This window comes from Pseudoduganella namucuonensis, assembly GCF_900116645.1.
GTDB lineage: Bacteria > Pseudomonadota > Gammaproteobacteria > Burkholderiales > Burkholderiaceae_D > Rugamonas > Rugamonas namucuonensis.
On sequence record NZ_FPBO01000037.1, the window covers coordinates 82,402 to 96,714 of the forward strand.

The 14,313-nt window shown below is 67.4% G+C and carries 11 protein-coding genes and 1 tRNA gene; 2 read left to right on the plus strand and 10 right to left on the minus strand.

Annotation, left to right across the window (positions count from 1 at the left end):
• Positions 1-51: 51 nt before the first annotated feature.
• The 4 genes from eutC to eat are packed head-to-tail and all read right to left on the minus strand — an operon-like array spanning position 52 to position 4,509.
• Entirely contained in the window at positions 52-876 is an 825-nt protein-coding gene (eutC, locus tag BM436_RS29170) for an ethanolamine ammonia-lyase subunit EutC (protein ID WP_093559409.1), read from the minus strand.
• Between the two features lie 13 nt (positions 877-889).
• Entirely contained in the window at positions 890-2,281 is a 1,392-nt protein-coding gene (locus tag BM436_RS29175) for an ethanolamine ammonia-lyase subunit EutB (RefSeq protein WP_093559411.1), read from the minus strand.
• A gap of 26 nt (positions 2,282-2,307) precedes the next feature.
• Positions 2,308-3,111 carry a TorF family putative porin gene (locus BM436_RS29180; RefSeq protein WP_093559413.1) on the minus strand — a complete coding sequence of 268 codons (804 nt, stop codon included), beginning with the start codon at positions 3,109-3,111 and terminating at the stop codon, positions 2,308-2,310.
• 15 nt (positions 3,112-3,126) lie between these two features.
• A complete protein-coding gene (eat, locus tag BM436_RS29185; protein WP_093559415.1) occupies positions 3,127-4,509 on the minus strand; it encodes an ethanolamine permease in 1,383 nt (460 codons plus the stop codon).
• Between the two features lie 154 nt (positions 4,510-4,663).
• On the opposite strand from eat, the gene BM436_RS29190 reads away from it, so the two are divergent.
• A complete protein-coding gene (locus BM436_RS29190) occupies positions 4,664-5,614 on the plus strand; it encodes a helix-turn-helix domain-containing protein (RefSeq protein WP_093559417.1) in 951 nt (316 codons plus the stop codon).
• A gap of 7 nt (positions 5,615-5,621) precedes the next feature.
• Here the strand turns inward: BM436_RS29190 and BM436_RS29195 are convergent, their stop codons facing one another.
• The 5 genes from BM436_RS29195 to BM436_RS29215 all read right to left on the minus strand — a co-directional run bounded on the left by BM436_RS29195 (position 5,622) and on the right by BM436_RS29215 (position 12,703).
• On the minus strand, positions 5,622-8,546 hold the full coding sequence (locus tag BM436_RS29195) for an EAL domain-containing protein (protein WP_143133350.1): 2,925 nt from the start codon (positions 8,544-8,546) through the stop codon (positions 5,622-5,624).
• Between the two features lie 275 nt (positions 8,547-8,821).
• Positions 8,822-9,688: a carboxylating nicotinate-nucleotide diphosphorylase gene (nadC, locus tag BM436_RS29200; protein ID WP_093559421.1), complete on the minus strand. Its 867-nt coding sequence runs from the start codon at positions 9,686-9,688 to the stop codon at positions 8,822-8,824.
• The gene (gene nadA / locus BM436_RS29205; RefSeq protein WP_093559423.1) at positions 9,685-10,821 is read right to left on the minus strand and encodes a quinolinate synthase NadA; all 1,137 of its coding nucleotides are present in this window, start codon (positions 10,819-10,821) and stop codon (positions 9,685-9,687) included. Before nadA ends, nadC begins: the two co-directional genes overlap by 4 nt.
• Before the next feature lie 8 nt (positions 10,822-10,829).
• Entirely contained in the window at positions 10,830-12,431 is a 1,602-nt protein-coding gene (locus BM436_RS29210) for an ABC-F family ATPase (protein ID WP_093559425.1), read from the minus strand.
• Positions 12,432-12,622: 191 nt separating this feature from the next.
• Positions 12,623-12,703: transfer RNA gene (locus BM436_RS29215), tRNA-Cys, on the minus strand.
• Between the two features lie 692 nt (positions 12,704-13,395).
• On the opposite strand from BM436_RS29215, the gene BM436_RS36515 reads away from it, so the two are divergent.
• Entirely contained in the window at positions 13,396-13,755 is a 360-nt protein-coding gene (locus tag BM436_RS36515) for a hypothetical protein (protein ID WP_143133351.1), read from the plus strand.
• A 3-nt stretch (positions 13,756-13,758) separates the two neighbouring features.
• On the opposite strand, the gene BM436_RS29220 is transcribed toward BM436_RS36515, so the two are convergent.
• A partial coding sequence (locus BM436_RS29220; protein ID WP_143133352.1) for a transposase occupies positions 13,759-14,313 on the minus strand: 555 nt, incomplete at its 5' end.

The following is a 14,313-nucleotide window of genomic DNA, read 5'->3' on the forward strand; positions in this document are numbered from 1 at the left end:
GCCACTTTCCAAGCCGCCGGTTTCGACCGGCGGCTTTTTTGTCTTCAGGGCCTACAGCAGGAAGCGCGGCCCGTCCCGCCGCGCGATGCCTTCCGGCGCGCCCGTCTCGTCCTTCAACTCGACGCCGGACAGCCCGCGCCTGCGCGCCTCGGACAGCAGGTAGTGCAGCTTGTACGCAGCCTCCCCGTAAGGCAGCCCCGCCGGCCGCACGTTGGAGATGCAATTGCGGCTGGCGTCGGTCAGCCCGGCGCGCGGCTGCCACGTCAGGTAAAGTCCCATGCTGTCGGGCGAACTGAGGCCGGGGCGTTCGCCGATCAGCACCACCACCGCCTGCGCGCCCAGCAGTTCGCCCACCTCGTCCCCGACCGCCACCCGCCCCTGCCTGACGATGGCGATGGGGGCGATACGCCAGTCCTCCTCCGCCAGGCGCCGCGTCAGCTCCCGCATGAAGGGCGGCGCGTTCCGCTCGATGGCCAGCGCGGACAGGCCGTCGGCGATGACGAAGGCCAGATCCCACTGCCGCGGCGCGGGCCGCCGGGCCAGCAGCGCCGCGCGCGACGCCGGGTCCAGCTTGCGGCCCAGGTCCGGCCGCTGCAAGTAGACGGCGCGGCTTTCGGCGGCGCTGTGCAACAGCAAGGGCGCGGCGTCCGAAACGTCTTCCGGCCAGGCCATGCCCTCGGCCAGCGCCCGGGCCAGGGCCTCGGCGTCCAGCGCCAAATGCACGGCGTCCCGCGCCTGCGCGTGGGCCAGCTGGAATTCAAGCTGCGGCGCGGTCGGCTGGCTGACGCCGGCGCGTCCCAGCCCGATGCGGGCCGCCGTGAACTGGCGCAGCGTGTGCCAGGGATTGCCGGTCACGGGATTCTTGGGTGCGCTCATGTTCCCCGCTCCCTCATGCCAGCCGCGGCAGCGCCGCCTGGAACGGCGCCGGCACCGCCTGGCCCAGGGTGATGTAGTCGTCCGCCGTGAATATCCGCATGTCCTTCAGCCACGCCTCGAATTCGGGCGCGGGCTTCAGTCCCAGCACGCGGCGCGCGTACAGCGCGTCGTGGAAGGACGTGGTCTGGTAATTGAGCATGATGTCGTCCGATCCCGGTATGCCCATCACGAAGGTGCAGCCGGCGGCGCCCAGCAACGTGAGCAGCACGTCCATGTCGTTCTGGTCCGCCTCCGCGTGGTTGGTGTAGCACACGTCGCAGCCCATGGGCAGGCCCAGCAGCTTGGCGCAGAAATGGTCCTCCAGTCCGGCGCGGATGATCTGCTTGCCGTCGTACAGGTATTCGGGGCCGATGAAGCCCACCACCGTGTTCACCAGCAGCGGCTGGAAGCGCCGCGCCACCGCGTAGGCGCGCGCCTCGCAGGTTTGCTGGTCCAGGCCGTGGTGGCCGTTGGCCGACAGCGCGCTGCCCTGCCCCGTCTCGAAATACATCACGTTGTTGCCCACCGTGCCGCGGCCCAGCGACAGCGCGGCCTGTTGCGCCTCCGCCAGCAGCGCCAGGTTGACGCCGAAGCTGGCGTTGGCCGCCTCCGTTCCGGCGATGGACTGGAACACCAGGTCCACCGGCGCGCCGCGCTCGATGGCCGCGATGGTGTTGGTCACGTGCGTGAGCACGCAGGACTGGGTCGGTATGCCGTAGCGCGCGATGATCTCGTCCAGCATGCCGACGATGCGTATCACCTGCGGCACGTTGTCCGTGGCCGGGTTGATGCCGATGACGGCGTCGCCGCTGCCGTACAGCAGGCCATCGAGCACGCTGGCGGCGATGCCGGAGGCGTCGTCGGTCGGGTGGTTGGGCTGCAGGCGCGTGGACAGCCGGTCCTTCAGGCCGATGGTGTTGCGGAAGGCCGTCACCACGCGGCATTTCTTCGCCACCAGGATCAAGTCCTGGATGCGCATGATCTTGGACACGGCGGCGGCCATTTCCGGCGTGATGCCGGGCGAGGCCGCCGCCAGCGCGGCCTCGTCGGCGTCGTCGCTGAGCAGCCAGTTGCGGAAATCGCCCACCGTCAGATGGCGCAAGACGGCGAAGGCCGGCGCGTCGTGGCTGTCGATGATGAGCCGCGTGACCTCGTCGCTTTCGTAGGGGATCAGCGCCTCGTTGAGGAAGGTGGACAGCGGCAGCGCGGCCAGGGTCATCTGGGCGGCCACCCTTTCCTCGGCGCTGGCGGCCGCCACCCCCGCCAGGTTGTCGCCCGAGCGCGCCGGCGTGGCCTTGGCCATCAGGTCCTTCAGGTCGCGGAAGCCGTAGGTCCGGCTGCCGACCATGTGGGTGAACTGCTGCATAGTCTGTCTCCGTGTTGGAACCTGGTTCAGAAGCTGCGCGTCAGGCTCGCCTGCAAACGCTTGCCAACCACTTTCTTGCCCGTGCCGTCGGCGTCGAAGAAGATCCACAGCGGCACCGCGCCATCCCTCACCTTGCCGTCGTTGTAGATGGCGGCGGCCGACAAGGCCCAGTTGTCCCAGGTCTTGGTGACCCCGGCTTTGACGTCGACGAAGTTGTAGACGCCGAGTTTGCGCACGCGCTGCGTTCCCGCGTGCAGGTTCAACACCAGCCCCGGCGCCAGCTCCGGATTCCAATTGGCCTCGAAATACGTCGAGCCGCGCGTGCTGGACACGCCGCCGCTGTAGGGATCGACGGCGTAGCCGAACCAGCGCCTGCTCACCGTAAGCCAGCCGTAGACATTGAAGGCGCCATGGTTCCAGCCCAATTTTACATCCTGGGTGTGGTATTTGATCGTTTGTCCGCCCGCCCGGTATTCGGCGCCCGGATACCAGTACGTGACCACGCCGGCGTCGATATTGCTTTGCTGGTCCAGCGCATGGCGGTAGCCGCCGTACAGGTCGATCTCGGAGCCGTTGCCGTTGTTGTAGGCCGCGTGCGACACGCCCGAGCCGAACACGCCGAGATAGGCGCCGCTGGCGTGGCCGAAGTCCAGCGTGGCCTGCACGGTGGGCTTGCCCTGGGTTTGGGTCACGCCCCGGAACACGTAGTCGGACAGCAGCGCGACGTTGCCGGTCTGCGTCCAGGCCGGGGCGGCGGCCTCCTGGGCGTGCGCCAGGGCTGGCAGCGCGCAGGCCAGCAGCGCGCAGGTGGTGGTTTTGGAGATGTTCATGCGGTTCCTTGTTATTTAAACGGCGTCGTAGGCGGCCAGCTTGGCGCGGCTGCCGCGGGTCAGGTGGAAGATGCCGTAGCCGGCCAGCAACAGGCCCGCGAAGATCAGCGCCACCAGGAAGTTGTAGTACACCATCGTCACCAGGCAAACCACGGCGCCGGCCAGCGCGAACAGCGGGAACCATGGATACATCGGCGCCATGAAGGGACGCGCCATGCGCGGCTCGCCGCGGCGCAGCTTGAACAGGGCCAGCATGCTGATGATGTACATGGTGATGGCGCCGAACACCGACATGGTGACGATGTTGGCCGTCAGCGTCTGGCCGCCGATCTTGATCAGCTCATCGCTGTAGATGGCGGCGATGCCGACCGCGCCGCCGGCCAGCACGGCGCGGTGCGGCGTGTTGAAGCGCGGGTGGATCTTGGCGAAGTAATGCGGCAGATAGCCTTCGCGGGCCAGCGCGAAGATCTGGCGGGAGTAGCCGAGGATGATGCCGTGGAAGGACGCCACCAGGCCGAACAATCCCAGCCACACCAGCATGTGCAACCAGCCGCTGTTATCGCCGACGATCATCTTCATGGCCTGCGGCAGCGGGTCGTTGATATTGGCCAGCCGCGTCCAGTCGCCCGCGCCGCCGGCGAACAGCATCACGCCGATGGCCAGCGCCACCAGCGTCAGGATGCCGGTCACGTAGGCGATGGGGATGGAGCGGCGCGGGTCCTTGGCCTCCTCGGCCGCCATGGCCACGCCCTCGATGGCGAGGAAGAACCAGATCGCGAACGGGATCGCCGCGAACATGCCGGGGATGGCCGCCAGGCTGAAGCCGTCCTGGCCGGACCATCCGCCCTTGGTGAAATTGGCGATCTCGAAGCCCGGCGCGACCACGCCCATGAACACCAGCAGTTCGAAGATCGCCAGCAGCGCCAGCATCAGCTCGAGCGTGGCGGCGACCTGCACGCCGACGATGTTCAGACTCATGAAGATGAGATAGGCGCCCAGCGCCGCCAGCTTGGGGTCGAGCGAGGGGTACTGCACATTCAGGTAGGCGCCGATGGCGAGCGCGATGGCGGGCGGCGCGAACACGAACTCGATCAGCGTGGCCGCGCCGGCGATGTAGCCGCCCACCGGGCCGAAGGCGCGCTTGCTGTAGGCGAACGGGCCGCCGGCGTGCGGGATGGAGGTGGTCAGCTCGGTGAAGCTGAAGATGAAGGTGGTGTACATCGCCGCGACGAAGATGGCGGTGACGGTGAAGCCCAGCGTGCCGGCCGAGGCCCAGCCATAGCTCCAGCCGAAGTACTCGCCGGAGATCACCAGGCCGACGGCGATGCCCCATAGCTGGAAGGTGCCGAGGGTTTGCTTGAGCGCCGGCGCTGCGCCGGCGGCTTTGTTCGCGTTCATGATGGTCCGATCCTTTTTGTTGGGATGAATCTGGTATGAATGTTGCTGGACTTGAGTATAGGAGCCGCGTTTGGGCCAGCGTTATCGAAAATCGGCAATGTTGAAAGCTTGGTTTCAAGGGGGATGCGGCATGCACCAGAATGTGACAACGACGATGGACACTGGTCCAGTTTCGCGCACCGGCGCGGCCTTTCGCACCGTGTTGACACGCGACGCGGACGAGCTGGCGCGCAACCTGACGGACTGGGAGCAGTGCTACGACCAGATGACGGCGGGCAGTTTCCGCGGCGCGCTGACGGAGCTGCGCATGCCGCGCACCCAGGTGTTCAGGGAAGAGATCAGCCAGTCGGTGCGCCAGTCCTGCACGGTGCGGCCGGGCGCCCTGTGGTTCGGCTTTCCGGACCATGGCGACGGCACCCGCATCAATGGGCGGCCGATGGAGGATGGCTGCGTCATGGTCCGCCCGGGCGGCGGCGAATTCGAGCTGCTGACCCCCAGCCGCCACGCCATCCACGGCATCGTGGTCTGCCGGGAGACGCTGGCGCGGGCGGCGCTGCGCAGCGGTTGCGGCGTGGACTGGGACGGTTTGCGGTCGGCCGAGGTGCTGCGTGTGGATCCGGACGAGCGCCTGGCGTGCGTGCGGGCGATCGCCTCGGCGCTGGCCCTTTGCCAGGGCCCCGAACGCGCGCTTCCGGCGGGCGGCGAGGACGGCCTGCTGGCCGCCCTGCTCGGCGTGCTGGACCGCAGCGGCGTGGAGCCGGCGGCGGCGCTGAGTTTTCAACGCCGCCGGCGGGTGGTGGCCAGGGTGCGCGACTACATCCTGGCGCACCGCGACCGGCCGCTGACGGTGCCGGAACTGTGCGCGCAGGCGCACGTGAGCCGCCGCACCTTGCAGTACTGTTTCGAGGACGTGCTGGGCATGAGCCCGACGCTGTACCTGCGGCGGCTGCGGCTGAACGGCGTGCGGCGCCAGTTGCTGGACCCGGGCGCGCGCCCGCGGCCGATAGGCGCGGTGGCGGCGGACTGGGGCTTCGGCAGCTTCAGCCAGTTCTCCAGCGACTACCGCAAGCTGTTCGGCGAGTCCCCATCGGCGAGCCGCGCGTGATTTCCGCTCATTCGGGGCGGGTGGTGGCGTTGCGGACCGCGTCCGCCACGCAGGCCCGCAGCTGCTCGTCGTCCCACGGCTTGGTGAAGAAGCGGTAGACCGCGCCGTGGTTGATCGCCTCGATCACCGACTCCAGGTCCGCGTAGCCGGACAGGATGATGCGCGTGGTGTCCGGGTACATCAGCTTGACCCGCGACAGGAACTCCGTCCCCGTCATTTCCGGCATGCGCTGGTCGGACACCACCACGTGGACCGTATTCAGCGCCAGCAGCTTGAACGCGTCCGCCGCGCTGGTGGCGGCCAGGATCTTGTAGCCGTCCGGCCGCAGCGCGCGGTTCAGCGCGCGCACGATGTTCGGCTCGTCGTCCAGCAGCAGCACCGTGTGCTGCGTCTTGCCCTCGTCCGGCAGCGGCAGCGTCTTCTGCGACGACAGCAACTGCGCGAAGGCCTCCGCCGACACCGCGCGGCTGAACAGGAAGCCCTGCATGGCGTCGCACTGGCGCCGCCGCAGGAACGTCATCTGCTCCGCCGTCTCCACCCCTTCGGCGATCACCGCCACGTGCAGGTTGTGCGCCAGGCCGATGATGGCGTTGCAGATCACCGCGTCGTCCGGCGACGTGGCCACGTCGCGCACGAAGGACTGGTCGATCTTGAGGTGGTCGATGGGGAAGCGCTTCAGGTAGTTCAGCGACGAATAACCGGTGCCGAAATCGTCCAGCGCGATGCGCACGCCCAGCTCCTTGAGCTTGGCCAGGGTGGCGATGGCCTCGTCCACATTGCGCATCACCGCGCTCTCGGTGATCTCCAGCTCCAGCGCCTTGCCGGGGATGCCGTTGTCGTCCAGCGCCCGGCGCACCGTCTCCACCAGGCCCTCCTGCTGGAACTGGCGCGCGGACAGGTTGACCGACACCGTCGGCACGGTCAGCCCGGCGTCGCGCCAGGCGCGCAGCTGGGCGCACACGTTGTCGATGGCCCAGGCGCCCAGCGGCAGCACCAGCCCGGTCTCCTCGGCCACGCGGATGAACTCCATCGGCGCCACGGTGCCGCGCTTGGGGTGGTTCCAGCGCATCAGCGCCTCGGCGCCCGTGATGACGCCGTTGAGCAGGCTGCACTGGGGTTGGTAGTGCATGACCATCTCGCCCCGCTCCAGCGCGCCGCCCAGTTCGGACTCCATCACGAAGCGCGCCGCCAGGCGGGCGTTCTGGTCCGCCGCGTAGAAGCGGTAGGCGTTGCCGCCCTGCCGCTTCGCGTCCTGCATCGCGAAATCCGCGTTGCGCAGCAGCGCCGCCGCGTCCGGGCTGTCGTCCGGATACAGGCTGATGCCGATGGAGGCCAGCGGCTTCAATGTCGGCGTCGCGTCGGACAGCGGCTCGGACAGCGCGGCCGCGACGCGCGTGGCCGCCTCCGCCGCCTGCCCGGTGCCGCTCACGCTGCCCAGCACCACCATGAACTCGTCGCCGCCTATGCGCGCCACGTGGGCGTCGGGTCCCGCCGCCTGCACCAGGCGCTGCGCCACCTGCACCAGCATGCCGTCGCCGGCTGCGCGGCCCAGCGTGTCGTTGACGTCGCGGAAGCGGTCCAGGTCCACGTGCAGCGCCGCCACCTTCTTGCGCGCGCGGGTGGCCTGGTCCAGCTGCTGCGCCAGATGCCCTTGCAGCGTGTGCAGGTTGGCCAGGCCGGTCAGGCTGTCGTAGTTGACGTGGTGCGCCAGTTGCTCCTCGGCGTGCTGGCGCTGCGCGACCTGGCGCCGGCTGACGATGCCGAAGGCCAGGTCCTCGCTCAGGTTCTGCAGCAGCTTGAGCTCCTCCTCGGTGAACACGCGCGGGTCGGCGGTGTAGATGCCCAGCACCCCGAAGGCGCGGCCGTCCTCGAGCAGCGGCAGGGCGATGCAGCCCTGCACCCCGTGCGGGAAGGCGATGCTGCGCCACGCGGAGAAGACCAGGTCGTCCGCCAGCTGCTTGCACACCAGCGTGCGGCGCTGATGGATGGCGGTGCCGAAACCGCCCTGCGTCTTCACGTCCGCGCCCCAGCTCAAACGCAGCCCGGACAGGTAGTCGCGGTCGGTGCCGGCGTGCGCCACCGCTTCCACGGTCTGCTCCTCGTCGTCGCGCGCATAGCCGACCCAGGCCATGCGGTAGCCGCCGAGATCGGCCAGGTGGCCGCAGATCGCCTCCAGCAGCGCCGTCTCGTCGCCGGCCTTGACCAGCGACTGGCTGCACGCCGACAGCAGGTTCCACGAGCGGTCCACCCTTTCCAGCCTGGCGATCTGCTCGATCTCGCGCTCGGCGGCGGTGCGGGTCTCCTCGGCGATCCGGTTCATATTGCGCACCAGGCTGTCGAATTCGCTGGGCGCGTCGGCCGGCGCCTCCATCTGCCTGGCCCACGCGCCGGGCCGGGCGTGGGCGCCGCCATGGCGGAAATTGCCGGCGGCGATGTCCCCGGCGAAGGCGATGCAGTCGCGCAGCGTGCCGTCCACGCTGCGGCTGATGCGGCGCGCCAGCGCCACGCCGGCCGCCGCCGCCAGCAGGGGCGCCAGCGACAGCACGGCCAGCGCGATCTTCTCCAGCGTGGCGATGCGCGCGTACTGGCGGCTGGCCGCGTCCTCGGCGGCGGCGCTCAAGGTGCCCAGCAAGGGCGCCAGCGGCGGCGCGGCCGCGCCGGTCTGGCCGTTTTCGCGCGCGAGTATTTGCAGGCTCGCGTCCTGCGCCGCGCGGCGCACGCTGGCGTCGCCGCTGATGACGGCGATGTCGCGCATATTGCGCCGGATCTCCGTCAGCAGCGCCGGAGGCGCTGCCGCCTCGTTGACCGCGCCCAGCGCGGCGCGGCTGCGCAGCGCCAGTTCGACGGTGTGCTGGTCCTGCGCCAGCAGCTTGTTCCACGCGGCGGTGACATACCAGTGCAGGCCCACGCACAGCAAGGCGACAACTAGCATGGGGATAGCCACGACGGCGATGGCGGCGTTCAGCCGGCCGCGCAGGCTGAGGCGCGCGAGGCGAGGCTTGGGATCAGCGGCGGCCAATTGCGGCGCTCGCACTGTGGACTTGCGGTTGCGGGGTGGTCCGGTAACGCATGCGGTTCTCCTGCGGTTCAGGCGAATTCGGGCACGGGGACGCGACCGTCACATCATAGCGCGTTTGTGTAGGGACGAGAAGACGGGATGCGTGCCCGTCCATGGGGACGGGCACGAGGCTGGTTTGACCGGGGGGATTAGCCGACGATGCGCAGCGAGTAATCGACCGCGCGGATGTCTTTGGTGAGGCTGCCGATGGAGATGCGGTCCACGCCCGTCTCGGCGATGCCGCGCACGGTGTCGAGGTTGACGCCGCCCGAGCCTTCGAGCAGGGCCCGCCCCGCGTTCAGCTGGACCGCCGCGCGCATGGCGTCGAGGTCGAAGTTGTCGAGCAGGATGGAGGTGGCGCCCGCCGCCAGCGCCTCCTCCAGCTCCACCAGGTTCTCCACTTCCACCTGGATCGTGACGTCGGCGCTCACGCGCTTGGCCGCCACCATCGCCGCGGTGATGCCGCCCGCCGCCGCGATGTGGTTTTCCTTGATCAGGATGCCGTCGTACAGAGCCAGGCGCTGGTTGACGCCGCCGCCCACGCGCACCGCGTATTTCTGCGCCAGGCGCATGCCCGGCAGCGTCTTGCGGGTGTCCAGGATCTTGGCCTTGGTGCCCTCCACCACCCGCACGTAGCGGCGCGTGGCGGTGGCGACGCCGGACAGCAGCTGCAGGAAGTTCAGCGCCGAGCGCTCGCCGGTGAGCAGTGCGCGCGACGGGCCTTCCAGGGTGCAGACCACCGTGTCGGCCTTCATCATGTCGCCCTCGGCGTAATGCCAGTCGATGTCGATGGCGCTGGAGACGCCCATCATCGCGCCCTCGAACCAGGGCGCGCCGCACAGCACCGCGTCCTCGCGCACGATCACGCGGGCCACGGAATGGCCGTCGGCCGGCACCAGCTGGCCGGTGAGGTCGCCGGTGCCGATGTCCTCGTGCAGCGCGGCCAGCAGATTGCGTTCGAAAGCGCCCTTCAGCTCATCGTCGAAAGGGGCGTAACGGTTGACCAGTGTACTCATGCCGGACCGATCCCCTTGAACAGTTTCGCTTCCCGGGCCAGGTCCGCGCCGGGCGCGACCTTGGCCTTCTTCGCGGCGGCGAAGTCCAGCATTCGGTTGATGGACTTCACGGCCAGCTTGCCGATCTCCGGATCGACGTGGATCTCGTTGCCCATGTTCTCGAGCACCTCGGCCAGGTTTTGCAGGCCGTTCATGGCCATCCACGGGCAGTGCGCGCAGCTCTTGCAGGTGGCGCTGTTGCCGGCGGTGGGCGCCTCGATGAAGGTCTTGCCCGGCGCCGCGGTGCGCATCTTGTGCAGGATGCCGTTGTCGGTGGCGACGATGAAGGTGTCCGCGTCCATGTTGACGGCTGCGGCGATCATCTGCGAGGTGGAGCCGACCACGTCGGCCTGCGCCACCACGTTGGCGGGCGACTCGGGGTGCACCAGCACCTTGGCGTTCGGGTACTCGGCCTTCAGCAGGTCCAGTTCCACGCCTTTGAATTCGTCGTGCACCAGGCAGGAACCCTGCCACAGCAGCATGTCCGCGCCGGTCTCCTTCTGGATGTAGCCGCCCAGGTGCTTGTCCGGCGCCCACAGGATCTTCTTGCCCTGCTCGTGCAGGTGCTTGACGATGTCCAGGCCGATCGACGAGGTCACCATCCAGTCGGCGCGCGCCTTCACGGCGGCGCTGGTGTTGGCGTAGACCACGACGGTGCGGTCCGGATGGGCGTCGCAGAAGGCGGTGAACTCGTCGGCAGGGCAGCCCAGGTCCAGCGAGCAGGTCGCGTCCAGGTCCGGCATCAGGATGGTCTTGTCCGGGCTGAGGATCTTGGCGGTTTCGCCCATGAAGCGCACGCCGGCCACCACCAGGGTCTTGGCGGGATGGTCGCGGCCGAAACGGGCCATTTCCAGCGAGTCCGACACGCAGCCGCCGGTCTCCTCGGCCAGGTCCTGCAGGTCGGCGTCGACGTAATAGTGGGCCACGAGCACGGCTTCGCGCTCTTTCAGCAGCCGCTTGATGCGCGCGATCAGTTCCGCGCGCTGCTCGGGGCTGGGAGTGGCCGGGGTACGGGCCCAGGCGTGGGCCACGCAGCTGCCGCCCTCGCTGGGGTGTTCGTACTCGATTGGCTTGATCGCTATGGTCTGTTCCATGGTGGGCTCTAGTTGATGCCCTGGCTGGCCAGGTATTCTTCGTAGTTGCCGCTGTAGTCGACGATCTCGTTTTCCTTGATCTCGATGATGCGGTTCGCCAGCGAGGACACGAATTCACGGTCGTGCGACACGAAGATCAGCGTGCCGGCGTATTTGTCCAGCGCGATGTTCAGGGACTCGATCGATTCCATGTCCATGTGGTTGGTCGGCTCGTCCAGCAGCAGCACGTTGTGGCGGCCCAGCATCAGCTTGCCGTACATCATGCGGCCCTTCTCGCCGCCCGACAGCACGCGCACGGACTTCTTCACCTCGTCGCCGCCGAACAGCAGGCGGCCCAGGATGGAGCGCACGGCCTGGTCGTCGTCGCCTTCCTTGGTCCACTTGCCCATCCAGTCGGTCAGCGTGGTGTCGGAGGCGAATTCCTCGGTCGGATCCTGCGGCATGTAGCCGACGTTGGCGTTCTCGGCCCACTTCACGGTGCCGAAGTCCGCGTTCAGGCCGGTGATGTCCTCGCCGCCGATGCAGCGCAGCAGCGTGGTCTTGCCGGCGCCGTTGGCGCCGATGATGGCGATGCGCTCGCCCGCCTCGACCATGATGCTGAAGTTCTTGAACAGCTGGCGGTCGTATTTCTTCGACAGGTTCTCGGTTTCCACGGCCAGGCGGTGCAGCTTCTTCTCGCCCTCGAAACGCACGAAGGGATAGGCGCGCGAGGACGGCTTCATGTCCTCGATCTTGATCTTGTCGATCATCTTGGCGCGGGACGTGGCCTGGCGGGCCTTGGACTTGTTGGCCGAGAAGCGGCGCACGAACTCCTGCAGCTCGGCGACCTTCTCTTTCGCCTTGGCGTTGTTGGCCAGCTGCTGGTTGCGGGCCTGGGTGGAGGCCAGCATGTACTCGTCGTAGTTGCCCGGATAGATCTTCAGCGTGCCGTAGTCCATGTCCGCCACGTGGGTGCACACCTGGTTCAGGAAGTGGCGATCGTGGGAAATGATGATCATGGTGGAGTTGCGCTCGTTCAGCACGTCCTCCAGCCAGCGGATGGTGTTGATGTCCAGATTGTTGGTCGGCTCGTCGAGCAGCAGGATGTCCGGATTCGAGAACAGCGCCTGCGCCAGCAGCACGCGCAGCTTCCAGCCCGGCGCCACGGCGCTCATCGGGCCCTGGTGCAGTTCGATCTCGACACCGGCGCCCAGCAGCAGTTCGCCGGCGCGCGATTCGGCCGTGTAGCCGTCGTATTCGGAGACCTTGCCTTCCAGTTCGGCGGCATGCATGTAGTCGTCGTCGGTGGCGTCGGGGTTGGCGTAGATCGCGTCGCGCTTCTGCATCGCGTCCCACATCTCGGTGTGGCCCATCATGACCACGTCCAGCACGCGCATCTCCTCATAGGCGAACTGGTCCTGGCGCAGCTTGCCCAGGCGCTCGTTCAAGTCCAGCGACACGTTGCCGGCCGACGGTTCCAGGTCGCCGCCCAGGATCTTCATGAAGGTCGACTTGCCGCAGCCGTTGGCGCCGATCAGGCCGTAGCGGTTGCCGTCGCCGAACTTGACGGAAATGTTTTCGAACAGCGGCTTGGCGCCGAATTGCATCGTGATGTTTGCGGTTGATAACACTCTGGTGGCCCTTAAAGCGGTGAATTCAGTAACCGGACATTTTACCACTCTGCGGGCGGGGCGTCAGCTTGGGCGGACGAAGCCGGAGGCCGGGCCAGGCGGCGAGGCGGATCGCGAAGGCGACGGCGGAGCGCCGCCGGCCCGCGGGGCCCGCGGCCGGCGGCCGGCGGCCGGGGCCCGGGGCGGTGTGATGGAGCACGCTGCTGGATTCGAACCAGCGTATACCGCCCGGGGATGCAGCCCGGTGCTTTTGACCACTCAGCCAAGCGTGCCAACCTGAAGCGGGCAGCGGGTATTGCGCCCACGCGCGCCTGGTGAAGGGAGATGCCCCTGCCGGCGACGCCCGCGATGTTTGATGCACGGTTACAGCGTCCCCGTGCGGTCGGTTTGGCTTTCGCGCAGCACACCGCTTACACGCGGCGCCCGACTGGTTTGCGGCCAAGTCCTGGCCAGTGGCAGTGGTAAACCGTGACCGGCCGGATTCTCCCGCGCGCGTCTCCTCGCATTCGCCCCGTTCCATGCGCCGGCTGCTTATCCGCCGCGATCACATGTTCAGCTTATAGCGTGCTCTACCGTAAGGTTTGACAAATCTCAAACAATGCCCAAAAACAACAGAGCGGCGTGCATTCCGCTTGGCCAGACGGCTTGCCATCCGGCATCAGACCGGCCGAATCCCCGCCACAACTTCCATCCCCGAACTACTGCCGCATCCAGTCGCGCAACTCGTAATACCAGTAGGTGAGCTGCGCAGCGATCAAGCCCGCCGGGCCGCCGGCGGTCGGCAAGCCCCAGCGCTGGGAGCGGCTAGGCATCGTGTGCAGCGTCTCGACTTCCGCCCCGCCCTGCGCGCTGGCGGTTGCCGCTGGTGTGCCTGCAGGGAAGGGATGCCGGTGCCAAGCATTGGCGCCTTCTGGAGAAACCGCGAGTTAGTCGCTTGATGCTGGGCTTTATAGGCGCGCGCTTCATGGTCAAATTTCCATTTGACAATCCAACACAAATGACTTGGTTCGAAAAATGGGTAGCGATGACCTGCGCGGCAGCCGTAGCTTTGGGCGGCTATCACGCTGTGTCTTGGTCGGCAATGGGAAGGCAAGACTGGGCCGCTTGGGTGCAGGCGATCGGCTCCATACTTGCGATCATCGCCGCGTTTCTGGTTTCCGAACGCCAGTTCAAAATGAGTCGGCGCGCAGATCAGGCGAGATTGAATGATGAAACCCTCAGGCAACTTGGCATCGCCTGTATTCAGCGATTGCAGGCGGCACGCAGCTGGCGGCGGCGCGGTGTTCGATATAGCGATGATGCAGCCGAGATGCCTCGGCTTTGAGGCTCAAAACGGCGCCAATCCCCGCTCTTTCAGGAATACCAGGCGCTTCAGGTTATAGCTGGCCGCTTTCAGATGTAACGCAAAACTGGCACGCACAATGCCCGTACAGCGCACCAGCTTGCCGCCCATTTGCACCAAGGCGCCGAACACATGCTCGACGCGAGCGCGCGGTGTGGCAATGCGGCGGTTGCGCCGCTTCTGCGCTTCGGAGATGCCTTTGGTGGCATGGCCCCGGCGCTGGATATGAACACGCCATCCGGCTTGCTTCAGCTTGGCTTCTCTCTCGATGCTGGGATAACCCCGGTCGGCGTACACGTCGCGGCTGGTGTTGCCGGGATCGAGCAATTGCTCGAAGATCGTGGTGTCGGCCACGGCGGCGTGCGTGACAGCGAGCTTGCGTATGAGCTTGTAGCGCTTGTCCACGCTGGCGTGCAGTTTGTAGCCGAAGTGGCTTTTGCCGTGCTTCTTTATATGGACGCCTCCCGTTTGCCAAGCAATTTCGTGAGTTGGTAGACAGATAGGCTGCAGTTTTATATCCGGCCCTTGAGCAGGACATTT